This is a genomic window from Flavobacterium gilvum, from assembly GCF_001761465.1.
In the GTDB taxonomy this organism is placed as follows: domain Bacteria; phylum Bacteroidota; class Bacteroidia; order Flavobacteriales; family Flavobacteriaceae; genus Flavobacterium; species Flavobacterium gilvum.
Genome location: NZ_CP017479.1, coordinates 604453 through 628475, shown reverse-complemented (window position 1 = coordinate 628475; position 24023 = coordinate 604453). Strand labels below are relative to the sequence as shown.

Below are 24023 nucleotides of genomic sequence, written 5' to 3'. Positions count from 1 at the left end.
AGTGCAAATTTAGTAAAATAAAATAAGAAATGTTTACAGGAATTATTGAAACTCTTGGTGTTGTACAAAGGATTGAGAAAGAACAGGATAATATTCATGTCACGGTAGAATCTGCAATGGCTGATGAATTGAAAATTGACCAAAGTGTTGCTCATAATGGTATATGTCTTACAGTAGTTGCCATAGAGGGGCATCGTTATACGGTTACTGCAATAGGGGAAACGATAAAAAAAACCAATATTTCAAATTGGAAGGTTGGTGATAATGTTAATTTAGAGCGAGCGATGAAGCTTGGAGATCGTTTGGATGGTCATATCGTGCAGGGGCATGTTGATCAGACAGGGACTTGTGTTTCGATTAAGGAAACTAATGGAAGTTGGTTTTGCACATTCGAATATGATTCGGCTCTGCAAAACATTACAATAGAAAAAGGGTCTATTACTGTAAATGGTGTGAGTTTGACAGTTGTAGACTCGGGGTTGAATAATTTTAGTGTGGCAATTATTCCATATACTTATGAGCATACTAATTTTAACTCGTTTGTTGTTGGGAGTAAAGTAAATTTGGAATTTGATGTAATCGGGAAGTATGTTGCCAGATTATATGGTAATAGATAATATGGAGTATATTGAAAGTAAAAAGACCTTTAAGTAGGTCTTTTTTTGTTTGTTTTATGTTTGTGTATGGTGTATATACCTAAAAATGTGCCTGCTAATATTAGTAGAATTATGTTGTCGTTTATAGGGCCAGGTGGGAGATTTGGTGCTCTTGGCGCAGGCGCAGGCAGGGCTGGACCGGCAAACCCTTTTATGCTAGTGAGCATGATAAATAGGAATAAAATAATTTTGTCAGTTAAGAATTTCATGCTCATTTGGGGGAATAAATTGTTTTTAAGAGCAAACCTAAAAAGTGTGTTACAATTTACAAAAGTAATATTATTTTTTTAATAAAAAACAAAAATGGATTCAGCAGAGCCAACAAAGAAAGGGATTGAAACAAAAAAGCTTCTCAAGTTGAGAAGCTTTTGGTGCGGATAATAGGACTCGAACCTACACGCCTTGCGGCACCAGATCCTAAGTCTGGCATGTCTACCAATTTCACCATATCCGCGTAATTACCTCGCTAAATTTTAATTTTTAAGAGGTGTTCGGTGAACTACCGTTTGTGGGTGCAAAGATAATCATATCTTCCAATATTCAAAGATTTTTTTAAAAAAAAATATTCATTCAGTTTTTGTATTTTTGATTTATAAAAAAATTTGATTCAATGGAAGATATAAAATTATATGTCACAAAACACAAAGAACGGTTTATCAGTGAGTTAATAGAATTATTAAAAATCCCATCGGTAAGTGCAGACACTGCTTTCTCCCAAGATGTCCTTGACACCGCCGATGCTGTAAAGACAAGCTTGGAGCATGCAGGCTGCGATTTTGTCGAAATTTGTGATACCGCCGGCTACCCAATTGTATATGGAGAAAAAATAATTGATCCAAAATTGCCTACTGTTTTAGTTTATGGACATTATGACGTACAACCCGCTGATCCATTGGAATTATGGACTTCTCCTCCTTTTGAACCCGTTATCAAAAAAACAGATATTCATCCCGAAGGAGCCATTTTTGCCAGAGGTTCCTGTGATGACAAAGGACAGATGTATATGCACGTAAAAGCTTTCGAATACATGATTCAGAGCAATACTTTACCTTGTAATGTGAAATTTATGATTGAAGGTGAAGAAGAAGTTGGCAGCGTCAACCTGAAAACCTTTGTGGAAAACAACAACGAGAAACTAAAGAATGATGTAATCTTGATTTCGGATACCGGAATGATTTCGAATCAACAACCTTCTATCACGACTGGGCTGCGTGGCTTGAGTTATGTCGAAGTCGAAGTTACAGGTCCGAATCGTGATTTACATTCCGGATTATATGGAGGGGCGGTTGCCAATCCTATTAATGTATTGTCCAAAATGATTGCTTCCCTACATGACGAGAACAATCATATTACCATTCCGGGCTTCTACGACAAAGTTGAAGAATTATCACTGGAGGAAAGAGCCGAAATGGCCAAAGCTCCTTTTAGTCTTGATAATTACAAAAAAGCACTCGACTTAAATGATGTGTATGGCGAGAAAGGATATGTAACCAATGAACGAAACTCGATTCGGCCAACGCTGGATGTAAACGGAATTTGGGGCGGATATACCGGGGAAGGAGCCAAAACGGTTATTGCCAGTAAAGCTTTTGCCAAGATTTCGATGCGTTTAGTACCCAACCAAGACTGGGAAGAAATCACAGCACTTTTTACCAAACACTTCTTGAATATTGCACCGGCGGGAGTTACTGTAAAAGTTACTCCGCATCACGGCGGTCAAGGTTATGTAACTCCAATAGACAGCATAGGTTACAAAGCTGCCAACAAAGCTTATACTGAAACCTTTGGCGTACCGGCAATACCAGTTCGCTCAGGTGGAAGTATTCCTATTGTTGCCTTATTCGAAAAAGAACTAAAAAGCAAAACCATACTTATGGGCTTTGGACTTGACAGTGATGCCATTCATTCGCCAAACGAACATTTTGGGATTTTTAATTTCCTGAAAGGGATTGAAACCATTCCGCTGTTTTACAAATATTTTGTGGAGTTAAGTAAATAAGACTTTTCAGAAAAAATCTAAATCCGTTTATTCAACTAAGAATAAACGGATTTATTTTTTATTATTCCAACCCTTTTTAATTTTTATGCATCTTTATAATAAAAGGCTATTAATTAAAAATATCGAGCATGAAAAAAGTATTCCTCTTATTCGTAATTTCCCTTTTGAGTATAAATTCATTCGGACAAGAAAAAACAACTTTATTAAAAAAATTAGGATGGATATATGTAAGGAATATGGAAGGATTAATTGGTTTTATTGATTCTAAAGGAAAAGAAGTAGTTCCAATGAAATATGCTAATATAGATTCATTTGGAGAATATAAAGATGATTGGGCTAGGGTAGAAAATGAACAAGGTTTGATAGGATTCATAGATTCAAAAGGAAAAGAAATCGTCCCAACTAAGTATTTACGTGTCTACCCATTTGGAGAAGACAAAGAAAATTGGGCCAAAGTAATGATTAAAGATGAATTAGAATTATATGGCTATATAAATTTAGATGGAAAGGAAATAGTCAAACCAATTTATACAAAAATTCTTGTTCCTAAATAAAAAGATAAGTAGAATCACAAATACAATTAATGACACATTTACAACTAAATAAATCAATTATAAACATAGAGCATGAAAAAAATATTCCTCTTATTTGTATTTTCCTTTTTAAGTTTAAATTCATTCGGGCAAGAAAAAAAGACCCAATTAACTGAACAATTAGATTGGATGCCTGTAAAAAATGCCGCAGGATTAATGGGATTCATTAATTCGAAAGGAGAGGAGTTCGTTCCGTGTAAATATACTAAGATTGACAAATTTGTGACATTTGGAGATTCAAAAGAAAAATGGGCAATGGTAACAGATGACCAGGGCCTGGTTGGGATCATTAATTCAATAGGAAAGGAAGTCGTTCCTTGCAAATATGTTTCGATTGAATTATTCGGAGAATTTGAAAAAAATTGGGCCAGAGTAACAAATGATGAAGGATTGATTGGTTTTATCAATTCGAAAGGAGAGGAAATTGTTCCTTGCAAATATGTTAAAGATTGACATTTTTTGAGAAATATAAAAATCATTGAACACACGAATAAAACTACTAAATGACCGAAAACGATTTACTTATTGGCTGTCAAAAAAATGATTCTTCTATTCAAAGTCTTGTTTACAAAACGTATGGACCAAAAGTATTTGGAATTTGTAAACGCTATATGAAAAGCAGGGAATTGGCCGAAGAAATTACAATGAATACATTTCTAACTGTTTTTCAAAAATGCGATCAGTTTAACAATCAAGGCAGTTTTGAAGGCTGGATTCTAAAAATCACCGTCAATTGTTGCTTAATGGAATTACGGAAAAACAATTTACAATTTGATGAAATACCTCATGACAAAATAGCATCGCCTCCTGCAAATGAAATTGAGAACCAAATCGAAAATCAGGATATTGAAAAAATGCTTGAAATTCTTCCAGATAGTGCCCGAATAATTTTCAACTTATATGCTATTGAAGGATATAAGCACAAAGAGATTGCCGAGAAACTGAACATTTCTGACGGCACTTCAAAGTCTCAATTGAATTATGCCCGAGAAAAACTCAAAAAAGTATATTTTAATAGTACAAAATGAAAAATAAAGATTTAGACAATTTTTTCAAATCCAAAAGCAATTCTTTCAACGAAATGCCTTCGGATGATTTATGGAAAAAAATTCAGAATAATTTATCACAGGAACCAAAGCCTAAGTCAAACTTCAAAAAAACTTTTTTTACTATGATACTTCCAACAATAGCTTTATTTTCAGTAATAGCTTTATTCTTAAATAGTGAAAACAGCTCTCAAAAAACAGAGCAACCGATCTTAAATAACGACTCCATAAAAAAGGAAAAATCGGTAGTCATTTTAGATTCTGGTACCAAATTAAAATCGTCTATTCCTATTTTAGATTTAAAAGACAGTACATTAAATCTGAAAAAGCAAGAAAAAACAAATATTGATAATTTAAAGTCCCCAAAAAATGATTTGAAAGCAAATAGTGTTGCAGCTAAACATTTAATGAATGATACGATAAATAGAATTATAACATATACAGTAACATCAAATGTGCAGGAAAAGATTTTCTCAATAAATGAAGTGGAGGTAAAACCTGAATTTCCAAATGGAATTAATAAATTCCATGCATTTATATGGGGAAAATTCAAAAGACCTAAAGACTGTCCCGAAGGCAGAATTGCGGTAACTTTCGTTATAGAAAAAGATGGTTCATTGACCGATATCAAAACCGTAAAAGATATTGGTTTTGGTGTAGGTGAAGAAGTGATTCGAGTGCTCAAAGAATGTCCGAAATGGATACCCGGGAAAAACGACGAAAAAATAGTGCGAGTACAATATACGCTAGCTTTAACGATTCAAGCTGAAGAAGAATTATATAATTACGAACCAGAGCCTGTTTACAGTTTGGCAGGAATAGAACAGAAACCTGAATTTATTGGGGGAATGGAAAAACTCTATGCATTTATAGCCAAAAACTACAAAACCCCTATAGGTTGCCCTAGTGGCAAAGTTTATATGACCTTTATTGTCGAGCAAGATGGATCGCTATCAAATATTAAGTGTGTGAAAGATGTTGGTTTTGGCTCTGGAAAAGAAGCTGTCCGAGTACTTCAAGAATGTCCAAATTGGATACCAGGAGAACAAAATGGTAAAAAAGTGAGAGTATTATATTCAATGCCAATAACGGTAGCACCCACTGAAAAATATAAAGAATAGAAACCATTCCGCTGTTTTACAAATATTTTGTGAAGTTAAGTAAATAACCAAACAGCAGAATAGCCTAAATTCATAATAAAATATTTCTAATCCGTTCATTTTGTTTAATATGAACGGATTTTTTTTGGCAAATAATTTGGTTATGTTATTTTTTATTCTACATTTGTAGAGTTGATTCTATTTTAGTAGAGCAAAATAAATTTATGAAAAACCTACTCGCCCTTTTATGTTTAACATTAAGTCTCATTGGATGCAAAACAGGGACTATCAATCAAAAAGAAAACAAGAAAAGAGTCGGACTATGGATTGAGGATTATTCAATAGACAGCACGCAGTATAAATCGGTGGGAAATTACAAAAATGGTGATCCCATAAAAAAATGGTGTTATTACACCAACAATAAAATTTATAAAAAAGAAATCTATCGCAAAAACAAATCCACTATTACCTATTATTATCCAAATGGGGTGATTCAGTCCAAAGGGAAAACAGAACTAACTGGACTTGGCACTACAATGCATTGGTTTTACAAGGGTGATTGGAAATATTTTGACGAAAAAGGAAAACTAATCTCCATCAGCAAATATGACAATGGAAAATTAGTTTCGGAAGTAAAAACGCCAATTTTACAAGACAAAAAATAAAACACAACTAAAAAACTACAACATGCAACTATCCAACTCCGAAGAACAATTAATGGAACATCTTTGGCAACTCGAGAAAGCTTTTATGAAAGATTTACTTGAAGCGTATCCCGAACCAAAACCGGCAACAACAACAGTTGCAACTCTTCTAAAAAGAATGATTGACAAAAAATTTGTTGCGTATAACGAATTTGGAAACTCACGAGAATATTATCCTTTGGTCAAAAAAACAGATTATTTCTCGAAACACGTAAACGGATTGATTAGCAATTTCTTCAACAATTCGGCATCACAATTTGCTTCTTTCTTTACCAAAGAGACGAATCTCTCTGCATCGGAACTGGAAGAACTCAAAAAAATAATAGACAGTGAAATCCAAAAAAAGAAAAAATGATTGACTTTCTAATTAAATCCGCCATCAGCTTGTTTGCACTTTTACTCTTTTATCATTTGGTATTAGAAAAAGAAAAAATGCACCAATTTAACAGGTTTTACTTGTTGTTCAGCCTTCTGTTTTCATTTGCAATTCCTTTCATAACCATTGAAATCATAGAGGAAACTATCGTGCCAATTCAACAAACCTACTCTTATGTTGCATTGGAAAATCTAAAAGTAGTAGAGGTAAAAGAAACTATCGATTACAAACCGATAATTCTTTGGAGCATTTATGGCTTGATTACTTCGATATTATTATTTCGATACCTCAGAAACATTTTGAGAATAATATCCAATATAAAGTCGAGTACAATCATAGAATACAAAAACTCCAAATTAGTTTTGTTGGAAGAAGAAACACCGCCACATACTTTTTTGAATTGTATCTTTCTCAACAAAACAGATTATGAAAACCGTAAGATTGAAGAAGAATTATACACACATGAATTAATACACGTAACCCAAAAACATACTCTGGATGTGTTGTTTATAGAAGCCCTAAAAACGGTGTTTTGGTTTAATCCTCTTTTCATTTTTTACAAAAAAGCCATCCAACTCAACCACGAATTCCTTGCCGATGAGAAAGTGGTGAATTCTTATGACAATGTACCGTTTTATCAAAATCTGTTGCTTGCTCATGCAAACAAAAAACCAACTTTCGCATTAACCAGTAATTTAAATTATTCTGTAACTAAAAAAAGATTTATTATGATGACAAAAACTGTTTCCAAAACTAAGACGTTTCTGTACAAGATAACTCTTTTACCTTTGTTTTCAGGACTTATTTATTTTATGTGTGTAGAAAGTGTTGCACAAGAAAAACCTATTACTCCTTCTAAAAGCACTACTCAACCCGAAAAAAAAATCACTCAACCCGTTAGCTCTAAAGACAAACTTAGAGATGAATATTATGCTGGTGTTCAAATCATCATCAACGATTGTAATAAAAAAACATTAATCAACAAGAAATATGAAGAACTAACTTTGGAGGAAAAAAACAGATTTTTATTCTATGTCCCTTCTCCGAAGATTAGCAAAAATCCAACTGAAAAAGAATTCAATAGCTGGAAAAACGAAAAGGATTTTGCAATATGGCTTGACGGAAAAAATATTCCAAACTCAGAATTAGATAAATATACAACAAAAGATATTGCGTATTTTGCCGGAAGTTTTGTTTATAAAAACGCTCGAACAAAAAAGCATCCTCAATTACATCAGTATAGTTTATACACAAAAGAATACTTTGATAAAAATTTAAAGGATTCACACCTGAAATTTTATGGGAAAGAACTTAGAATGACGTTAATGGGTAAAAAACAAGATAAGGCTCAACCTGATAAAACAAAAACTATAAATATTCAAGAAAATGAAATCTACAGTTTATCTGCAGTAAATGAAAAGCCTAATTTTTTCGGAGGAATTGAAAAATTCTACGAATTTGTGGGCAAGAATTATAAAGCCCCTTCACAACCTAATTTAAAAGGAAAAGTGTACATCACCTTTGTAGTAGAAAAAGATGGTGGTTTGAGTGATATTCGCGTCGTTAAAGATGCAGGTTATGGAACTGGAGAAGAAGCTGTACGTGTTTTGAAATTATCTCCAAAATGGATTCCTGGAAAAATAAACGGTAATCCAGTTAGAGTATTATACAGCTTACCAATTACTATTCAATCAGCTAATTAATAACTAAAAGATAGAAGTTAAATGAGTTTTAGAATTTGTTCAATTGGAGCTGTTCCTCTTTTATTATTATTGATTTTCAGTACAAAAGCGATAGCTCAGGAAGAGTCTAAAAAAAATGATGTTATAGAAAAAGAAATTTTTCCTACTTGGGATATTGATGCAAGACCCGAATTCCCAGGAAGCATTGAGTCGTTTAATTTATTTGTCGTTTCAAACTTTAAAATGCCCCCTGAAGCTGTGAAAAATAAGGTAAAAGGGAAAATATATATGTCTTTCATTGTAGAAAAAGACGGTAGTTTGTCAGGATTTAAAGTTATAAGAGACATAGGCTATGGTACTGGCGAGGAAGCAATAAGGGTTTTAAAGCTTTCACCGAAATGGATTCCAGGGTCAAATAAAGGTGTTATAGTTCGAACGATATTTTATACGCCAATTCCAACTCAAGTAGTTGAATAAAAAACAAAAATCCGCATTTCACAATGCGGATTTTTCCAAAAAAATTAAAACTAAAAATTAAAAAAAAACATCAAGTAAAAACTTTATCAGGATTATAGCCTACATAAGGCATTTCCTGTTCATTAAATACAACTCCGTATTCTTCCAGTTCTCGCAAAATAGGTTGATATACGTCTTTACGAATTGGCAATTGAACTCCTGGAGTGGTAATTTTTCCGTTCAAAATCAACAAAGTTACCATTGCAACCGGCAAGCCTACAGTTTTGGCCATAGCGGTATAGGTTTGATCTTCTCCCAGACAAACCATTTTGGAATCGATTTGTTTTTCTCCGCCATGAAGGACATACCCAAATTTGTGGTACATAACAATCATATCCTTGTCATGAGGCTGCAAAGTCCAACTTTCGCTGAGTATTTTTTCCAGAATTTGTGCAGGCGTAGCATTTTTTAAACCCACTTTTTTATTGGGATTGAACAAATCCAATTCCAATAATTTATCCCACATGATATCATCTTGATCTATTTTGAGAATCAAACGCATTTTGATTTCAACAGAATCGGTTGGGTGATACGGCAGAAAAGAATTCACAAATTGACGGTAACTCAAGTTTTCTGAATCTTCCATAACATAACTGTCATCTGTCATTCCCAGTTGCACGAACATATTCCACGCTTTGGAAAAACCAACTCGTCTAATGGTTCCTCTATATAAAGTAAGAATATCATCTAGCCCATAAACACTACGATATTTTAGGGAATTGCGATTGGAATACGCTTCAAATTTACCATAACCTTCCACTTCCAAAAACTCGGTTCTGCGAAACAAATTTACATACGGAATGTATTTATAAGTTCCTTCCTGAATAAACTTGGCAGGACCACCTTGTCCGGCAAGCACAACATTTCTGGGAGCCCAGGTAAATTTATAATTCCACAAGTTATCATCAGATTCTGGTGCGACCAGTCCACCGCAAAAAGACTCAAACAAAAGCATTTTACCGCCCTGTTCTCGAATCTCATCAATCACTTTCATGGCACTCATGTGGTCGATTCCGGGGTCAAGTCCAATCTCATTCATAAAAATAAGATTGTTGGCTTTGGTGGCAGCATCCAATTCCTGCATTGCATCACTAATATATGAAGCCGTAACCAAATGTTTTTTATACTTAATACAATCTCTGGCGACTTCTATATGAAGATGTGCCGGCAGCATCGATATAACGATATCTGCTTTTTGAATCCAGTTTTTTCTTTGATTTTCATCAAATATATCTAGGGCTATTGGAGTTGCGTTCGGATGCTTGTTTGTCTTTTTTTCGGCTAAAGCCAAAGACGAATCGCCGATGATAAGATGCAATTCTTCGGATACCGATTTGTTTAAAAGGTATTGTATCAAGGAAGAAGCCGATCTTCCCGCACCTATGATAAGAATTGTTCTCATGTTTTTATATTTTTAAATTCTCTTACAAACAAAATAATTATGTTCTATTTTTTGATAAATTAGGATGTTTTTGTCCTGAATTAAAAAAAATCTTTAGATAAAAATACAACACAAATATAAGTTATTGTTGCATTTATAACAAATTTTTTTTGAGAAAACATTTTCTCCTCCAAACAATTAATGAATTTTAGCTTCAAAATTAAGCCAAATTCTACTCTTTAATTTACAAAAAAATACTCTAAAATTCTAATTGAAATACTTTAATTTTATCATTATTAAAGATACTTTTACCTCAATTATAAAATTCAAAAAAATGAATAAAAAAATAATTTCATCTGCAGCTCTTTTGGGAATGATTGCCATAATTTTAGGTGCTTTTGGCGCACATGCCCTAAAAAAAGTGCTGACGATAGAACAACTTGCCACTTTTGAAACGGGAGTACGCTATCAAATGTATCATGCTTTGTTTTTATTATTCATTGGAACAAACAATTTAATCACTGAAAAAAGAAAAAACAAGATCTACAACCTGACTCTTTTGGGCGTGATATTCTTCTCTGGATCAATTTACCTTTTGGCCACCAATTCTTTATTGCCTTTTGACTTTAAAACATTCGGATTTATTACACCTATCGGCGGAGTATTTCTTATTTCAGCATGGTTTCTGTTGTTTTTTGACTTAATAAAACCCATAAAAAAAGAAAAATAAATTTAATGTGGTTGTAAAAAATAATTATAATTTTGCAGTGAAATAAAAACCACTCTAAATAACTATTTTTTTATGAACAACTACGCCTTGTTTACGAAATCGATTTCGTTAAAAGAAATGGGAATCGAAAATGCAAAAATTCATTACCAGCTACCCCCAGCCGAATTACATGAAATTACCATACAATCCGGACAGGGTTTTGAAAATTCTACCGGAGCATTGGCCGTAAATACGGGAGCTTTTACAGGTCGTTCTCCCCAAGATCGTTTCATTGTAAAAGACAGCATCACCGAGGACAAAGTGTGGTGGGGAAAAATAAATATCCCATTTGAACCGACCGCTTTTGAAGCACTTTATAAAAAAGCTACTGCTTATTTATCCAACAAAGAAATTTTTGTCAGGGATTCTTACGTTTGTGCCGATTCTAATTACAGATTAAATATTCGTGTTGTTACCGAAACCGCTTGGGCTAATTTATTTTGCTACAATATGTTTTTGAAACCGACAAATGAAGACTTGGAAAATTTCACTCCAGAGTGGACTGTAATCTGCGTTCCAGAATTTGCCGCAGATCCATCAACAGATGGAACGCGTCAGGGGAATTTCTCCATTTTGGATTTTACCAGAAAAATAGCTCTGATCGGTGGTACAGGATATACCGGCGAAATGAAAAAAGGAATCTTTTCGGCGTTGAACTTTATTCTACCAGTTTTCAAAAACACGCTTCCTATGCACTGTAGTGCCAATGTCGGTCAAGATGGGGATACTGCCATATTCTTTGGTTTATCCGGAACAGGAAAAACTACTTTGTCTGCAGACCCAAACCGAAAATTAATCGGTGATGACGAACATGGTTGGACCAATGAGAATACCGTTTTTAACTTTGAAGGTGGCTGTTATGCCAAAGTAGTCAACCTCACCGAGGAGAATGAACCGGACATTTTTAAGGCTATCAAAAAAGGAGCAATTCTGGAAAATGTAGTTTTCAAAACCGGAACCAATGAAGTTGATTTTGAAGATATTTCCATCACGCCGAACACAAGAGTAAGTTATCCTATTGAGCACATCAATAATATTCAGCCAGGTTCCATTGGCAAAAACCCAAAAAATATTTTCTTCTTAACAGCAGATTCATTTGGGATTTTACCTCCGATCTCAAAATTGACTCCGGGTCAGGCGGCCTATCATTTTATCTCAGGATATACAGCAAAAGTGGCTGGAACTGAGGCTGGTGTTACTGAGCCTCAACCCAATTTTTCTGCTTGTTTTGGAGCTCCTTTCATGCCTTTGCATCCAACAAAATATGCTGAAATGTTGAGCAAAAAAATGAAAGATGCCAACGTAAAAGTTTGGTTAATCAACACCGGATGGACCGGTGGGCCTTACGGAACAGGAAACAGAATGAAATTAAAATACACACGAGCCATGATTACGGCGGCACTAAATGGGCAATTGGATGATGTAAAATTCATCAATCATGAGGTATTTGGAATCGCTATTCCGCAATCGTGTCCAGAAGTTCCAAATGAAATTTTAAATCCAAGAAACACTTGGGATGACAAAACTTTGTATGACAAAAAAGCTGTTGAACTGGCACAAAAATTCAGAGACAATTTTTCTGAATTTTCAGCATTTGCTAATGCCGAAATTTTGACCGGTGCTCCCATTGCCTGATTAATTATTAATTCAATACTCAAAGAGCTGTTCCTCACGGGCAGCTCTTTTTTTATTATTTGAAACTCTAACCAAAAACAAATCAAGATTTTAAGATATTATTATTTTTTTTGGGGTTAAATTTGCAGAATCAATCAAAAATCAAATCAATCATGCTAAAACAATTCTTTATTCTCTGTTCGGGGGCTGACAAAAAGCTTCTTGACGGTTGTTCCGATGGCGAACAAACCAAATTTGTGGGTATCGGTGCTACCGTTTTTTTTACCGCAGTTATGGCTTTTATTGCCAGCGCCTATGCTCTTTTTACTGTTTTTGACAACATTATTCCCGCATTACTTTTTGGTTTCGTGTGGAGTTTGCTTATTTTCAATCTGGATCGTTTTATTGTTTCTACTATCCGAAAAAGAGACAGTTTTTCTAATGAGTTTCTTCAGGCAACTCCCCGAATCATTTTGGCATTCATAATTGCTATCGTGATTTCAAAACCATTGGAAATCAAAATTTTTGAAAAAGAAATCAACACTGTTTTACTGAAAGAAAAAAATGCAATGGCGCTGAATAACAAAAAGGAAGTCGCCAGTTATTTCAAATCGGATTTGGAAAAAAACAAAAACGAAATCAAGAATCTGATATCCGAAATTGCCAATAAGGAAAAAGAAGTAAACACGCTTTATCAAACCTATATTCAAGAGGCTGAAGGAACGGCAGGAACGAAATTAATGGGTAAAGGCCCTGTTTTTAAAGAAAAAATTGCCAAACATGATTTGGCCAAAAATGAATTGGACACTATTCGGAAAAACAATTTAGAAAAAATCGCAGTCCTTGAAAAAGGTAATAAAACATTGCAAACCGATTTGGACAAAAAAGTAACCGAAACTCAGCCAATCATCGACAGTTTTGATGGTTTGATGGCGCGCATCAACGCATTGAATAAACTGCCATGGCTTCCTTCGGTTTTTATAATGTTACTATTCTTGGCGATTGAAACTTCTCCTATTATTGCTAAATTGCTTTCTCCACGAGGCGAATACGATTATAAACTGGAAGACCTAGAAACCGCTCTCAAAGCTACTATTGAACAGGACAAATACCAAAGAGAATTATTGATTAAAACCAGTGCTACCATGCACGATAAAGTTTATGCAGATATTGCAGAGGACAAAAAATTATATGATTTACAACGAAAAAATACAATCGAATTATTAGAACAGCAGTCCAATAATTTTGTCGAAAAGCAAATGAAAACTTTATAAATTAAATCTTTCTTTACACTGTTCCCAACAACCATTTGATAAACAAAAATAGGATTTATTAAAAAACACAGCTAAAATGGCACATCATAAAAACCTGATTATATGTATTTTATATTGATTTTTTTGTTAATTTTATTAAATTAACTTATTAAAAAAACAAACCTATGGAATTTTTCTATTTTCTTTTAATTGGTGCCATTTCAGGATGGCTTGCCGGGCAGCTATGGAAAGGTAGTGGCTTTGGTTTAATCGGTAATATCGTTGCCGGAATAATAGGTGGAATCTTTGGAGGCTGGCTTGCCAGTAAATTAGGAATTGGCGGTGGCGGTTTGCTATGGCAAATAGTAATTGCTGCTGGTGGTGCCTGGATTTTGCTCTTCATTATTAGTTTATTCAAAAAATAAGAATTCGGAAATAAATAAAAAGGGATTTCAATTATTTTTGAAATCCCTTTTTTTATGATTGAACCTTTATAACCTGAGTTCGGTTATTATTTTTTAAGCAGAACCATTTAACTTTATTATTAGAACAATTACGGTTCCGCACCTACGGAGCTCCGAATCGTAAACTAATTGTTGATTTCTATAAACATTTCGCCACTCTGTGGCTTTATTTTGATAAAATTATCATTATTAAGCTCCGTTAGGAGCGATATGTTTGTAGAAAATAGGATTATTACCAACATTGAGCTCCATAGGAGCGGTCTATTTTTTAATAATCGAATTCAGGTTTATATGCCAAAAATAGAATTCTTTAGACTTTAAAATTTTTGTCTTTTGACTAAAATTCTACATTAAACTCAAAATCTCTTTTTTGAAAGCATCATACTCACCTTGTAAAATCAATCCGTTATCGAGTAGTTTTTTATAATTTTGAAGCTTCGCAAAAAGTTCGTCTTGAGTCAATTCGCTTGTTTTTTTCTCTGTCGAAGCACTTGTGTTTTCTACAACAGATTCTGCAAAATTGGAAACAGCCGGCATTATTTCGGCAAAATTAGTTACTTCTTCGGTTTCCATTTCTTCAACTAATTCGGGTTGCTGTAATTCGGGTTGCTGAATTAATTCTGGAGCAACTTCTTCTGTAATAGGAGAAATCGAGTTAGCTCCATTTTTCAAAATATCCAATTGTTCTTTAGCATAAGTAAAAATTTTACGCGCCTGAATTTTTGGAATATAATCGATTGTAACCTGCAGCTCTGTTTTGGTCGAAAAAGAAAATTCTGAACCCAAAATATTTTCTTTAACAAAAGTACCTTCGATTTCGTCCCAAGTATAATCGATAAAATGCATGGACAATCCTAAGTTTTTGGGCTGGCAGATGATAATTCTTTTATTGGTAACAACAATACTATCTGGAAGCACGGTCAATGCAGGCTTTTTTTGCACCGCAATATACCCAACCTCTTCGTTTTTCATTAAAATATCCTGCAATTTTGAAGTGACTTTCTCAATCGCTTTTGGATCTTGTTCTTCGTTTAAAAACTTTTTAATTTGTTCTTTCATTTTTTTATAAAGTTGCTGAGTCACTAAGTGACTAAGTTGCTGAGTTTTTTTTATTTCCTACAAAAGTAAAGCCTATTTTTCTAATTGCTTCGCCTGTTCGATAAATATTTTATCTCGCGTCGATAATTTCATTTTGAATTTTCTTGGATAAACTTTTAAAAACCAAGTCATACGAATGATCTATCAATTCTTTCAGCAAAACATCGGGCGCATCCTGATTTACTGCAATGGTGTTCCAATGCACTTTACTCATATGATAGCCGGGCTGAATCGCATCGTATTCAGCGCGTAATTCCTGAGCACGTTCCGGGTCACACTTTAGATTTAAGGATGGAGTTCCTTTTTCCCATTGCGATAAGGAAGACAAAGCAAACATTTTTCCGCCCACTTTGAAGACTAAAGTATCTTCGTCAAAGGGAAAATGTTCCGTAACTCCTTTTTTGGAAAAGCAATATTCGTAATACGTTTCTAAGTTCATTATACTATTTTTTCCATCATTCGTTCTGGATATGCCAATTCTTTAAAACCGAATTTCTCATACAAAAAATGAGCATCCCTTGTGGCCAATCTCCATATTTTCACTTCTTTCAATAAAGGTTCTTCCATCATTGCGCCAATCAAAACAGATGAATAACCTTTCTCTCTGTGTTCTTCGGCAATAAAAACATCCATCATATAGGCAAAAACTACATAATCGGTAATGACTCTGGCAAAACCAATTTGCTCATCGTCAAGATAAATCCCAAAACAAACCGAACTGTCAATTGTCTTTTGAACTTCATCTATGGTTCTCCCAGCAGCCCAATAAATGTCTTTTAGAAAATGCTGAATAAAAGGAACATTCAACTTTTCTTTATCTGTAGAAACTTGTATCGTATTTGACATAAAATGATTTTTGATAAATCAACTTCTATTGTTTGGTTGTTAATTAGAATTATTGCTTCCTTAAATTTAAACACTAAGTTCACCAAGAAAACACCAAGTACACAAAGCTTAGAGAACTTTGTGTAAATCTTTGTGCCCTTTGTGGTTAGACTTCCAAATTTAAATAAAATAAATCTGAAGCAATTCCATCAGTCAAAAATTTTCCTTTTGAAGTTGGTTTCAAAATGTCGTTTTCTACAAAAAGAAAATCATCGCTTATGAATTTTTGCGCTTGTTTTTGTAAGTAATCCAAATATTTACTTCCGAATTCGGTTTCAATTCGATGCAACGAAACGCCCCAAATCGTTCGCAGCCCCGTCATAATATATTCATTGTAATGATCGGCAACGGACAAAACTTCTGTTTCATTTGGTAGTTTGTCTTCCTGAATGGATTTTAAATAAAGAGAATTATTCGAAACATTCCAACTTCGGGAAACGCCATCATAACTATGCGCAGAAGGACCGATTCCTAAATATTTTTTTCCCAACCAATAGGCAGAATTGTTTCTTGAAAAATAATTTTCTTTCCCAAAATTAGACAACTCATAATGGATAAAATTATTAGCCTCCAATGTTTCTACCAAAATTGCGAAATGTTCCTGAGCCGATTCATCGCTTGGTTTGGCTATTTTTCCTGTTTGAATGAGTTTGTTCAAAGCTGTTTTGGGTTCGACCGTCAATGCATAACTAGAAATATGTGGTATTCCAAAAGATAAAGCGGTTTCTATATTTTGCCTCCATTTTTCATTGCTCATTCCCGGAATTCCGTAAATCAAATCGAGCGAAATATTGTCGAAATATTTTGTTGCTTCTTCCAGACATTTTTTGGCTTCCGCCGAATTGTGAGCCCGATTCATCATCGCCAAATCATCTTCAAAAAAAGACTGAATTCCGATGCTCAAGCGGTTGATTCCAATTTTTGAAAGTTCAATTAAATATTCTTCCGACAAATCATCCGGATTAGCTTCGAGTGTTATTTCCGGATTTTCAGAAACTGCATAATTTTCATAAATCGTATCCATCTGCAATCTCAAATCTGCAATCTGCAATCTACTAGGCGTTCCTCCGCCGAAATAAATGGTTTCTACAAGTTCATTCTGAAATTCGGGTTTTCGCATTTTCAATTCTTTGGCGATAGCCAAAACCATTTCCTCTTTCTTCTTCATCGAAGTAGAAAAATGAAAATCGCAGTAATGACAAGCCTGCTTGCAAAAGGGGATGTGGATGTAGATTCCGCTCATTTTAATTAATTAGAGAATTTGTCAATTAGATAATTAGATAATTCCTTCGTTGTCTATGAAATTATCTCATTTTCTAATTCTCTAATTGACAAATTAATTTAGGCTTATTTCTTAACTCGTTCCTCATTTTGTTTTACAAAAGCATCCCAACCAGAATAACTCTTACCGGCAACAACTTTACCCGAATTGAAAAAATGGCAAACGGCCGCCGCCAAACCATCAGTAGAATCAAGATTCTTTGGCAATTCTTTCAATCCTAATAATTGCTGAAGCATTTTGGCAACTTGTTCTTTACTAGCATTTCCGTTTCCGGTTATGGCCATTTTTATCTTTTTGGGTTCGTATTCGGTAATGGGAATATCTCTCGAAAGTCCCGCTGCCATGGCCACGCCTTGCGCTCTTCCGAGCTTGAGCATCGATTGTACATTCTTCCCAAAGAAAGGGGCTTCAATCGCGATTTCGTCGGGATTGTGCGTTTCGATTAATTCGATGGTGCGTTCAAAAATGATTCTCAGTTTCTGGTAATGATTGTCGTATTTGGACAATTGCAGTTCGTTGAGCTGCAAAAATTCCATTTTTTTATTGACAACTTTTATCAGTCCAAAACCCATAATTGTGGTTCCGGGATCTATTCCTAATATGATGCGTTCTTTTGTCAAGGTTTATTTTTAAGTGGAGTTATTTTGAGTTGCTTTCTATTTCCTCGAGCATCCTAATTATTTTATCCAATTTTTCGACTTCAATTTTATCCAATCGAATTGCCAAAGCTTCGATTTCCAGCTTTGCGTCAACATTGGTTTGGTAATCGGATTGCGCCTGAACCCGATCTCTTTCGCTTTGTCTGTTTTGCGACATCATGATAATAGGTGCGGCATAAGCAGCTTGTGTTGAAAAAACAAGATTCAGTAATATGAAGGGATACACGTCCCAATGATACGCATAACCTATAAGATTCAATCCCATCCAGGCTATTACAAAAGCAGTTTGAATAATAATGAACCGCCAAGATCCCATCCCATTGGCCACCGAATCGGCCAAACGGCTGCCAAAGCCCAATGTTTCTATGTGCTTTTCGTGCCAAGTTTTGTTATTGCTCATCTCTATATATAGTTAGTTTTGTTTAAATAAATAAGTTATAACACAAAGATACTCGAAGTTGACATCGAGATTCACGAAGTTTAGCTTCTCTAACAAAATAAAAATTTTTGCGCTCCTTAGCAATTTCTTTGTGAGTCTGTGCGAAATAGTATTTTCACAACGATTTTCCTTTACTTTGCGGCATGATTTCAATACCTCACAAAACTAAGCAATTCCTAGTACTTCTGGTCAAACTTTTGATTGTTGGCGGTGCCTTTTATTTTATTTACAACCAATTGGCCAACAACGACAAACTGGACTGGCAAAAATTCCTGATTCAGTTTCATAAAAACAAATCAGTTTTAGGAATCAGTTTTATTCTGCTTTTGAGTGTATTGAATCGGTTATTTGAAATTATGAAATGGAAATATCTAGTTTCCTGCCTTCGTCCCATTTCTTTGGGCGAAGCCACCAAACAGGTTCTGGCCGGTCTTACTGCAGGTTTATTCACCCCAAACGGCGTGGGTGAATATGCAGGAAAAGCATTGTATTTTGACAAAAAAGAAACCAAAAAAGTTGTGTTTTTAAACCTGATTTGCAACGGAATCCAAATGGTACTCACAATCATTTTTGGTGTTTTTGGATTGTTATATTTCAATGCACAATACAATGTAATCACAACCCAAACGGTATTCATACTTTTTGTCGCTTGCTGTTTGCTTTTTACTATTTTGTTTTTTTCTAAAAAAATAAATATCAAAGGCTATTCAATCGAAAAACTGATACATAAAATCAACGAAATCCCGAAATCGATTCATCAAAAAAATTTGCTTTTGGCAATTTTGCGTTATTTAGTTTTTTCGCATCAATACTATTTTTTGTTTTTGGCCTTCGATGTCGATTTACCTTATTTCATTTTGATGTCGGCTATTACGAGCGTTTACTTTCTGGCTTCGGCTTTGCCTACTTTTCAGTTTTTGGATTTTGCCGTAAAAGGCGGTGTAGCCGTGTATTTCTTAGGAATATTGGGCGTTAATGAATGGATAGTTGTCTTCATTAGTACTCTAATGTGGTTCCTGAATGTTGTTTTACCTGTCATTTGGGGAAGTTATTATGTGTTGAATTTCAAAAGCAAAGCGTTGCAATGATTTTGTTTTTATTAGGCATATCGATTATTTATGTGCTGGCTATAAGTTGGCTCATTTATGGTTTTACCAAAATAAATCATTTTGAATTCATTGGCTTAAAGCCAAAAATCAGTTTTAGCATTATTGTTCCTTTTCGGAATGAAGAAGAAAACTTACCTGTTTTATTGGAAAGTTTTTCAAAGTTGAATTACCCAACGGACTTGTTTGAAGTGATTTTGGTTGATGATGCCTCAGATTGCAGATTGCAGATTGCAGATTTCGGATTGCAGATTAGTATCATAGATAATGTTCGAAATTCAAATTCTCCCAAGAAAGATGCAATTTCAACCGCGATGGAAATCGTAAAAAACGATTGGGTCATTACCACCGATGCCGATTGTGTTGTTCCAAAGAACTGGCTGCTGACACTAGATAATTTCGTTCAGCTCAATCACGTTTCGATGATTGCAGGAGCGGTTACCTACGATTGCAACAATTCGTTTTTACACCATTTTCAGCAATTGGATTTGGCCAGTCTACAAGGTGCAACCATAGGCAGTTTTGGAATCCAAAAAGGATTTATGTGCAATGGGGCCAATTTTGCCTACACCAAATCGTTTTTTCAACAACTAAAAGGTTTTGAAGGAAATGATAAAATCGCAAGTGGAGACGATGTTTTTTTGTTGCAAAAAGCAATCAATGAATATCCTGAAAAAGTAGCTTATTTAAAATCTAAAAATACTATTGTAACAACAAAACCAGTAGATGACTGGAAATCGTTGTTTTATCAGCGTGTGCGTTGGGCCTCCAAAACCACTTCTTATCAAAGCCTTTTTGGGAAAAGACTGGGATTGCTTGTTTTTGTGGCTAATTTTGGTTTTGTGTATTGCTTTGTGCTGACCATTTTGGGCATGCTTCCCTATTTTTTTATTGGGTTTTATTTCCTGATTAAATTTGGAATCGATACTCTACTGATACAGCAAACAAGCAAATTCTTAACAAAACATAAAATACGTTATTTGTTTTTAAGCAGTTTGTGGTATCCGTTTTTCAGCACGGCTGTGGTTTTGTATTCTTTGTTTGGAAAATACGAATGGAAAGGAAGAAGGTTTTAAATTGCAGATTGTTGATTGCAGAATTTAGATTTTTAGTAGCTTTTAAATACAAAATGCCCTTTTGAAATCCGATGCCCTAGCCCGGATAGCAGTGGAAATCCTTTATGTTTTTTCTTTAAAAACATAAAGATTGCAACGAATAGCCGGAAATAGCTCCAGAAAAACTATTCCACTTTTAAAATAACAGGAAGTATAAACTGGGTCTTTACAGGTATTCCTCGCTTGATTGCGGGATTAATTTTTGGGAAATCCACCAAACGAGCTCTTAGAATGCTGTCGATTTTTACGGTATCGTAAGCAACGGAATCTTTACGGAATTGCGGTTCAAATTTCATGGTTGCATTTGGGAAAACAGTTACTTTCACTTCGATGGTGTCAAGCTCCGGATACAACATTGCCAATGTGTCTGTGCATAATTTTTCCTGAATTAACTGTGTTAGCACTTCAAAGAAGCATTGTTGGCGTTGTTTTTTGTCCTCTATTTTATCGCAATCTACCACGGATGGGTACTCGTCTACCTCTTTCCAATTGATGGACTTCAATTCCTTTTGCAGTAATTCCTTTTCGGAAGGAACCTGCTTGTCAAAATACTGACAGGAATTAAAAAGTATAAAGGCTAAAAAAAGGGAATACTGCTTCAATGTTTGCTTTTTGAATGGGACTACTATGTTATAAAAATACAAATATTTTTCCCATATTCGTATAGGAATTGAAAATGCATTTTCGGTTTCAAAATTACTAAAAATATTTTTATGGATTTCCTGCTTCTGGTTTTAGGTTTTGTCTGTGTTATCGTGGGTATTTTTGGGAGTTTTCTGCCTGTTTTACCGGGGCCAAGCATCAGTTGGGTCGGAATTGTTTTGTTGTATTTGACCAATGCTGTTCCTACCAATTACTGGATTTTGGGAATTTCTTTACTGATTACTGTTGGACTTACGGTTTTGGATTATATTATTCCCGCAAAAGGGACTAAAAAATTTGGTGGAAGTTCCTATGGCATCTGGGGAACGAATATCGGTTTGATTGTTGGGATTTTTGCGCCGATTCCGTTAGGATTTATTATCGGGCCGTTTGTCGGTGCCTTTGTCGGCGAACTTATTTACGATTACAAAGATCATCAACGCGCTTTGAAAGCTGCTACCGGTTCTTTGTTAGGATTCCTGGCTTCTTCTTTTATGAAATTTGTCGTGTGTATGATGTATCTGGGATTATTTCTCTGGATTGTATGGCAGAATAGGATTGGTTTGTTTTAGGGTTGGTCGCATTTGCCTTTTGCGTTTAGTAGTAGAGATGCACCGCAGTGTATCTCTACGGAATATCATATATTTTCACCTCTGCATAAATATTTACAGAATAAAAAAAAGCCTTCCCGTTAAGAAAGGCTTTAAACAATATTTGTCTCGTTTTTGGAACGAGAGGACTCGAACCTGTCTCGTCCCAAAGACGAGATGACAGGCATGTATTCTGACCAACTTTATATCAAAAAATATTATCGATTTTGAATCAATATTTCAATAGATTTTCTATTTAACTTTTTTAATCGTAACTCTTCAACTAAAGCTTCTCTCTTTGTTTCAAATGATTTTGAATATACTAATTCCCAAATCCCTTTGTTTGATGTATAACGACTTCTATTATCATTAAGATACTGCAATCTTTGAGCAACATTTTCGGTGAAGCCTTTGTAATAGACATTAAAATCTTTAGAATAAATGATATAAACGTAAAACATTGCCGAATTTATAATTTGTATATTCATAAAAAAAGCCTTTCCGTTAAGAAAGGCTTTTAACAATATTTGCGGTCTGGACGGGACTCGAACCCGCGACCCCATGCGTGACAGGCATGTATTCTAACCAACTGAACTACCAAACCCTGTTTTATTGCGCGTGCAAAGATACAATAGATTTTCGTTTACGCAACTATTTTATAACACAAGTATTAAAAAAAAACTTTTGTATATATTTGTATATACCGTTTTATGCTTTTCAGAAAAAAATAAAGCCGAGATTGTTTTACACTTTGTTTTACACCTTACAAAAGAAAAACGCTCTAACTTGTTGTTTTGCAACTCGTTAAAGCGTTTGTTTCTGTGGTCCCACCTGGGCTCGAACCAGGGACCACCTGATTATGAGTCAGGTGCTCTAACCAGCTGAGCTATAGGACCGGTTAAGAGTTTGCAATATTACTACATTTTTTTTATTGTCACAAGTATTTTAATGTAGATTTTGGGATTGTTTTTTGGGTAAGGAAAATCCGTTCTGAAAAAGACTGATTATGAATTGACTAAAATTTATTTTATTTCCTGACAGAGTTCGATCAGTACGCCATTGGTGCCTTTTGGGTGTAAAAAAGCAACTAGTTTATTGTCGGCTCCCTTTTTTGGGGTATCGTTCAGGATGATAAAACCTTCAGATTTGAGGCGTTCGATTTCAGAAAGGATGTCTTCTACATCGAAAGCGATGTGGTGGATGCCTTCTCCTTTTTTCTCGATGAACTTGGCAATGGGGCTTTCGGGATTGGTGGCTTCGAGGAGTTCTATTTTGTTGGGGCCGTTCATGAAGAAGGATGTTTTTACGCCTTCGCTGGTTACTTCTTCCTGTTTGTAGGCCGGTGCGCCAAAGAGTTTCTGAAACAGCAGATTGGATTCTTCAAGGTTTTTGACGGCGATGCCAATGTGTTCTATTTTTTTCATGCTGTGTTATTTTTTTGATTGTTTCCAAAAAAGACAATTGTTTCTCCTTTAGCCCTGATGGTAGTGAAAATCCTTGTCCTCCGGGGTTCGGAGGAAAAGGGTTGTAGCGAACAGCAGGAACTATGCCAACTGAAAATGACTAATCTTTCGCTCCTTATTCATAAAACAAATATAAAAAACTTTAGGAGTTTCTGACTTTGTGAGTTGGTCTCTCAAAAAAATAGTATTTTTGCACTATGGAAACAAATAGACAGAAAAAAATAGGCGGAGTGCTCCAAAAAGATTTGGTTGACATTTTGCAAGGTGAAGTGAGAAAAAACGGAATTACGAATTTGATAATTTCGGTATCCAAGGTTTCGGTTACTACGGATTTGTCTGTGGCGACGGTGTATTTGAGTATTTTTCCTCAGGAGAAAGCGAAGGAAACACTGGAGGGAATTAAAGCCAATTCAAATTTGATTAAGCATGATTTGTCACAAAGAGTACGTTTGCAATTGCGCAAAGTGCCTAATTTGGTTTTCTTTATAGATGATTCGTTGGATTATATCGAGAAGATTGACAATGCTTTGAAAAATCAAGATAATCCTATAGAGAATAGAGATTTGTTGGAAAAACGTAGATTTCAATAAA

The 24023-nt window shown here is 34.7% G+C and carries 28 protein-coding genes and 3 tRNA genes; 18 read left to right on the top strand and 13 right to left on the bottom strand.

Going from position 1 to position 24023, the window contains the following annotated elements:
- Nucleotides 1-29 precede the first annotated feature (29 nt).
- Nucleotides 30-617, top strand: a complete 588-nt coding sequence (locus tag EM308_RS02720; RefSeq protein WP_035639764.1) for a riboflavin synthase — start codon at nt 30-32, stop codon at nt 615-617.
- Nucleotides 618-1025: 408 nt separating this feature from the next.
- Here the strand turns inward: EM308_RS02720 and EM308_RS02710 are convergent.
- Nucleotides 1026-1110: transfer RNA gene (locus EM308_RS02710), tRNA-Leu, on the bottom strand.
- 156 nt (nt 1111-1266) lie between these two features.
- On the opposite strand from EM308_RS02710, the gene EM308_RS02705 reads away from it, so the two are divergent.
- The 9 genes from EM308_RS02705 to EM308_RS02665 all read left to right on the top strand — a co-directional run bounded on the left by EM308_RS02705 (nt 1267) and on the right by EM308_RS02665 (nt 8633).
- Entirely contained in the window at nt 1267-2655 is a 1389-nt protein-coding gene (locus EM308_RS02705; protein WP_035639760.1) for a dipeptidase, read from the top strand.
- Between the two features lie 128 nt (nt 2656-2783).
- Complete coding sequence (locus EM308_RS02700; protein ID WP_035639758.1) at nt 2784-3209, top strand: WG repeat-containing protein; 426 nt, start codon at nt 2784-2786, stop codon at nt 3207-3209.
- Between the two features lie 72 nt (nt 3210-3281).
- The gene (locus EM308_RS02695; RefSeq protein WP_035639756.1) at nt 3282-3701 is read left to right on the top strand and encodes a WG repeat-containing protein; all 420 of its coding nucleotides are present in this window, start codon (nt 3282-3284) and stop codon (nt 3699-3701) included.
- A 50-nt stretch (nt 3702-3751) separates the two neighbouring features.
- Nucleotides 3752-4276, top strand: a complete 525-nt coding sequence (locus tag EM308_RS02690; protein ID WP_035639754.1) for an RNA polymerase sigma factor — start codon at nt 3752-3754, stop codon at nt 4274-4276.
- Nucleotides 4277-4419: 143 nt separating this feature from the next.
- Entirely contained in the window at nt 4420-5415 is a 996-nt protein-coding gene (locus EM308_RS02685; protein ID WP_197056148.1) for an energy transducer TonB, read from the top strand.
- A 203-nt stretch (nt 5416-5618) separates the two neighbouring features.
- The gene (locus tag EM308_RS02680; RefSeq protein ID WP_035639752.1) at nt 5619-6059 is read left to right on the top strand and encodes a hypothetical protein; all 441 of its coding nucleotides are present in this window, start codon (nt 5619-5621) and stop codon (nt 6057-6059) included.
- Nucleotides 6060-6081: 22 nt separating this feature from the next.
- Complete coding sequence (locus EM308_RS02675; RefSeq protein ID WP_035639749.1) at nt 6082-6453, top strand: BlaI/MecI/CopY family transcriptional regulator; 372 nt, start codon at nt 6082-6084, stop codon at nt 6451-6453.
- Nucleotides 6450-8177 carry a M56 family metallopeptidase gene (locus tag EM308_RS18210; RefSeq protein WP_231560038.1) on the top strand — a complete coding sequence of 576 codons (1728 nt, stop codon included), beginning with the start codon at nt 6450-6452 and terminating at the stop codon, nt 8175-8177. Before EM308_RS02675 ends, EM308_RS18210 begins: the two co-directional genes overlap by 4 nt.
- 21 nt (nt 8178-8198) lie before the next feature.
- Nucleotides 8199-8633, top strand: a complete 435-nt coding sequence (locus tag EM308_RS02665; RefSeq protein ID WP_051877871.1) for an energy transducer TonB — start codon at nt 8199-8201, stop codon at nt 8631-8633.
- A gap of 70 nt (nt 8634-8703) precedes the next feature.
- On the opposite strand, the gene EM308_RS02660 is transcribed toward EM308_RS02665, so the two are convergent.
- Entirely contained in the window at nt 8704-10074 is a 1371-nt protein-coding gene (locus tag EM308_RS02660) for a saccharopine dehydrogenase family protein (RefSeq protein WP_035639746.1), read from the bottom strand.
- A 313-nt stretch (nt 10075-10387) separates the two neighbouring features.
- Here EM308_RS02660 and EM308_RS02655 point away from each other — a divergent pair, with 313 nt between their 5' ends.
- The 4 genes from EM308_RS02655 (at nt 10388) to EM308_RS02640 (ending at nt 14114) form a co-directional block, all read left to right on the top strand.
- On the top strand, nt 10388-10783 hold the full coding sequence (locus EM308_RS02655; RefSeq protein WP_035639153.1) for a DUF423 domain-containing protein: 396 nt from the start codon (nt 10388-10390) through the stop codon (nt 10781-10783).
- A 72-nt stretch (nt 10784-10855) separates the two neighbouring features.
- Nucleotides 10856-12457: a phosphoenolpyruvate carboxykinase (ATP) gene (gene pckA / locus EM308_RS02650; RefSeq protein ID WP_035639060.1), complete on the top strand. Its 1602-nt coding sequence runs from the start codon at nt 10856-10858 to the stop codon at nt 12455-12457.
- Nucleotides 12458-12609: 152 nt separating this feature from the next.
- Nucleotides 12610-13710, top strand: coding sequence for a DUF4407 domain-containing protein (locus EM308_RS02645; RefSeq protein ID WP_035639063.1), 1101 nt, complete (start codon nt 12610-12612; stop codon nt 13708-13710).
- Between the two features lie 164 nt (nt 13711-13874).
- Nucleotides 13875-14114 carry a GlsB/YeaQ/YmgE family stress response membrane protein gene (locus EM308_RS02640; protein ID WP_035639065.1) on the top strand — a complete coding sequence of 80 codons (240 nt, stop codon included), beginning with the start codon at nt 13875-13877 and terminating at the stop codon, nt 14112-14114.
- A 384-nt stretch (nt 14115-14498) separates the two neighbouring features.
- Here the strand turns inward: EM308_RS02640 and EM308_RS02635 are convergent, their stop codons facing one another.
- The 6 genes from EM308_RS02635 to EM308_RS02610 all read right to left on the bottom strand — a co-directional run bounded on the left by EM308_RS02635 (nt 14499) and on the right by EM308_RS02610 (nt 18477).
- Nucleotides 14499-15212 (bottom strand): PH domain-containing protein, encoded by a 714-nt coding sequence (locus EM308_RS02635; protein ID WP_035639155.1) that lies wholly within the window; start codon nt 15210-15212, stop codon nt 14499-14501.
- Between the two features lie 109 nt (nt 15213-15321).
- On the bottom strand, nt 15322-15690 hold the full coding sequence (locus EM308_RS02630; protein ID WP_035639068.1) for an MmcQ/YjbR family DNA-binding protein: 369 nt from the start codon (nt 15688-15690) through the stop codon (nt 15322-15324).
- Nucleotides 15690-16097: a GNAT family N-acetyltransferase gene (locus tag EM308_RS02625; protein ID WP_035639071.1), complete on the bottom strand. Its 408-nt coding sequence runs from the start codon at nt 16095-16097 to the stop codon at nt 15690-15692. The genes EM308_RS02630 and EM308_RS02625 overlap by 1 nt, the downstream gene beginning before the upstream one ends.
- Before the next feature lie 145 nt (nt 16098-16242).
- Entirely contained in the window at nt 16243-17379 is a 1137-nt protein-coding gene (gene hemW / locus EM308_RS02620) for a radical SAM family heme chaperone HemW (protein WP_035639072.1), read from the bottom strand.
- A 104-nt stretch (nt 17380-17483) separates the two neighbouring features.
- Nucleotides 17484-18038, bottom strand: a complete 555-nt coding sequence (gene ruvC, locus EM308_RS02615; RefSeq protein WP_035639074.1) for a crossover junction endodeoxyribonuclease RuvC — start codon at nt 18036-18038, stop codon at nt 17484-17486.
- Between the two features lie 19 nt (nt 18039-18057).
- Complete coding sequence (locus tag EM308_RS02610; RefSeq protein WP_035639077.1) at nt 18058-18477, bottom strand: DUF1003 domain-containing protein; 420 nt, start codon at nt 18475-18477, stop codon at nt 18058-18060.
- A gap of 182 nt (nt 18478-18659) precedes the next feature.
- Between EM308_RS02610 and EM308_RS02605 the strand changes: the two genes are divergently transcribed.
- On the top strand, nt 18660-19604 hold the full coding sequence (locus EM308_RS02605) for a lysylphosphatidylglycerol synthase domain-containing protein (RefSeq protein ID WP_035639079.1): 945 nt from the start codon (nt 18660-18662) through the stop codon (nt 19602-19604).
- Entirely contained in the window at nt 19601-20698 is a 1098-nt protein-coding gene (locus tag EM308_RS02600; protein WP_035639082.1) for a glycosyltransferase family 2 protein, read from the top strand. The genes EM308_RS02605 and EM308_RS02600 overlap by 4 nt, the downstream gene beginning before the upstream one ends.
- 164 nt (nt 20699-20862) lie before the next feature.
- Here EM308_RS02600 and EM308_RS02595 read toward each other — a convergent pair whose 3' ends face one another.
- The gene (locus EM308_RS02595; RefSeq protein WP_035639158.1) at nt 20863-21339 is read right to left on the bottom strand and encodes a hypothetical protein; all 477 of its coding nucleotides are present in this window, start codon (nt 21337-21339) and stop codon (nt 20863-20865) included.
- 111 nt (nt 21340-21450) lie between these two features.
- Between EM308_RS02595 and EM308_RS02590 the strand changes: the two genes are divergently transcribed.
- Nucleotides 21451-21951, top strand: a complete 501-nt coding sequence (locus EM308_RS02590) for a DUF456 domain-containing protein (protein WP_035639085.1) — start codon at nt 21451-21453, stop codon at nt 21949-21951.
- Between the two features lie 236 nt (nt 21952-22187).
- Here EM308_RS02590 and EM308_RS02585 read toward each other — a convergent pair whose 3' ends face one another.
- From EM308_RS02585 to mce, 4 genes are all read right to left on the bottom strand, one after another.
- A complete protein-coding gene (locus EM308_RS02585) occupies nt 22188-22457 on the bottom strand; it encodes a GIY-YIG nuclease family protein (RefSeq protein WP_197056143.1) in 270 nt (89 codons plus the stop codon).
- Nucleotides 22458-22499: 42 nt separating this feature from the next.
- Nucleotides 22500-22573 (bottom strand) — tRNA-Asp (locus EM308_RS02580).
- 218 nt (nt 22574-22791) lie between these two features.
- Nucleotides 22792-22865 (bottom strand) — tRNA-Ile (locus tag EM308_RS02575).
- 126 nt (nt 22866-22991) lie between these two features.
- Entirely contained in the window at nt 22992-23393 is a 402-nt protein-coding gene (gene mce, locus EM308_RS02570) for a methylmalonyl-CoA epimerase (RefSeq protein WP_035639088.1), read from the bottom strand.
- Nucleotides 23394-23629: 236 nt separating this feature from the next.
- Between mce and rbfA the strand changes: the two genes are divergently transcribed.
- Complete coding sequence (rbfA, locus tag EM308_RS02565; protein ID WP_035639091.1) at nt 23630-24022, top strand: 30S ribosome-binding factor RbfA; 393 nt, start codon at nt 23630-23632, stop codon at nt 24020-24022.
- The last annotated feature ends 1 nt before the right edge of the window (nt 24023 follow it).

Coding starts and splice junctions, on each gene's coding strand:
- EM308_RS02720 (WP_035639764.1), top strand. CDS start 30: ATGTTTACAGGAATTATTGAAACTCTTGGTGTTGTACAAAGGATTGAG.
- EM308_RS02705 (WP_035639760.1), top strand. CDS start 1,267: ATGGAAGATATAAAATTATATGTCACAAAACACAAAGAACGGTTTATC.
- EM308_RS02700 (WP_035639758.1), top strand. CDS start 2,784: ATGAAAAAAGTATTCCTCTTATTCGTAATTTCCCTTTTGAGTATAAAT.
- EM308_RS02695 (WP_035639756.1), top strand. CDS start 3,282: ATGAAAAAAATATTCCTCTTATTTGTATTTTCCTTTTTAAGTTTAAAT.
- EM308_RS02690 (WP_035639754.1), top strand. CDS start 3,752: ATGACCGAAAACGATTTACTTATTGGCTGTCAAAAAAATGATTCTTCT.
- EM308_RS02685 (WP_197056148.1), top strand. CDS start 4,420: ATGATACTTCCAACAATAGCTTTATTTTCAGTAATAGCTTTATTCTTA.
- EM308_RS02680 (WP_035639752.1), top strand. CDS start 5,619: ATGAAAAACCTACTCGCCCTTTTATGTTTAACATTAAGTCTCATTGGA.
- EM308_RS02675 (WP_035639749.1), top strand. CDS start 6,082: ATGCAACTATCCAACTCCGAAGAACAATTAATGGAACATCTTTGGCAA.
- EM308_RS18210 (WP_231560038.1), top strand. CDS start 6,450: ATGATTGACTTTCTAATTAAATCCGCCATCAGCTTGTTTGCACTTTTA.
- EM308_RS02665 (WP_051877871.1), top strand. CDS start 8,199: ATGAGTTTTAGAATTTGTTCAATTGGAGCTGTTCCTCTTTTATTATTA.
- EM308_RS02660 (WP_035639746.1), bottom strand. CDS start 10,074: ATGAGAACAATTCTTATCATAGGTGCGGGAAGATCGGCTTCTTCCTTG.
- EM308_RS02655 (WP_035639153.1), top strand. CDS start 10,388: ATGAATAAAAAAATAATTTCATCTGCAGCTCTTTTGGGAATGATTGCC.
- pckA (WP_035639060.1), top strand. CDS start 10,856: ATGAACAACTACGCCTTGTTTACGAAATCGATTTCGTTAAAAGAAATG.
- EM308_RS02645 (WP_035639063.1), top strand. CDS start 12,610: ATGCTAAAACAATTCTTTATTCTCTGTTCGGGGGCTGACAAAAAGCTT.
- EM308_RS02640 (WP_035639065.1), top strand. CDS start 13,875: ATGGAATTTTTCTATTTTCTTTTAATTGGTGCCATTTCAGGATGGCTT.
- EM308_RS02635 (WP_035639155.1), bottom strand. CDS start 15,212: ATGAAAGAACAAATTAAAAAGTTTTTAAACGAAGAACAAGATCCAAAA.
- EM308_RS02630 (WP_035639068.1), bottom strand. CDS start 15,690: ATGAACTTAGAAACGTATTACGAATATTGCTTTTCCAAAAAAGGAGTT.
- EM308_RS02625 (WP_035639071.1), bottom strand. CDS start 16,097: ATGTCAAATACGATACAAGTTTCTACAGATAAAGAAAAGTTGAATGTT.
- hemW (WP_035639072.1), bottom strand. CDS start 17,379: ATGAGCGGAATCTACATCCACATCCCCTTTTGCAAGCAGGCTTGTCAT.
- EM308_RS02610 (WP_035639077.1), bottom strand. CDS start 18,477: ATGAGCAATAACAAAACTTGGCACGAAAAGCACATAGAAACATTGGGC.
- EM308_RS02605 (WP_035639079.1), top strand. CDS start 18,660: ATGATTTCAATACCTCACAAAACTAAGCAATTCCTAGTACTTCTGGTC.
- EM308_RS02600 (WP_035639082.1), top strand. CDS start 19,601: ATGATTTTGTTTTTATTAGGCATATCGATTATTTATGTGCTGGCTATA.
- EM308_RS02590 (WP_035639085.1), top strand. CDS start 21,451: ATGGATTTCCTGCTTCTGGTTTTAGGTTTTGTCTGTGTTATCGTGGGT.
- EM308_RS02585 (WP_197056143.1), bottom strand. CDS start 22,457: ATGAATATACAAATTATAAATTCGGCAATGTTTTACGTTTATATCATT.
- mce (WP_035639088.1), bottom strand. CDS start 23,393: ATGAAAAAAATAGAACACATTGGCATCGCCGTCAAAAACCTTGAAGAA.
- rbfA (WP_035639091.1), top strand. CDS start 23,630: ATGGAAACAAATAGACAGAAAAAAATAGGCGGAGTGCTCCAAAAAGAT.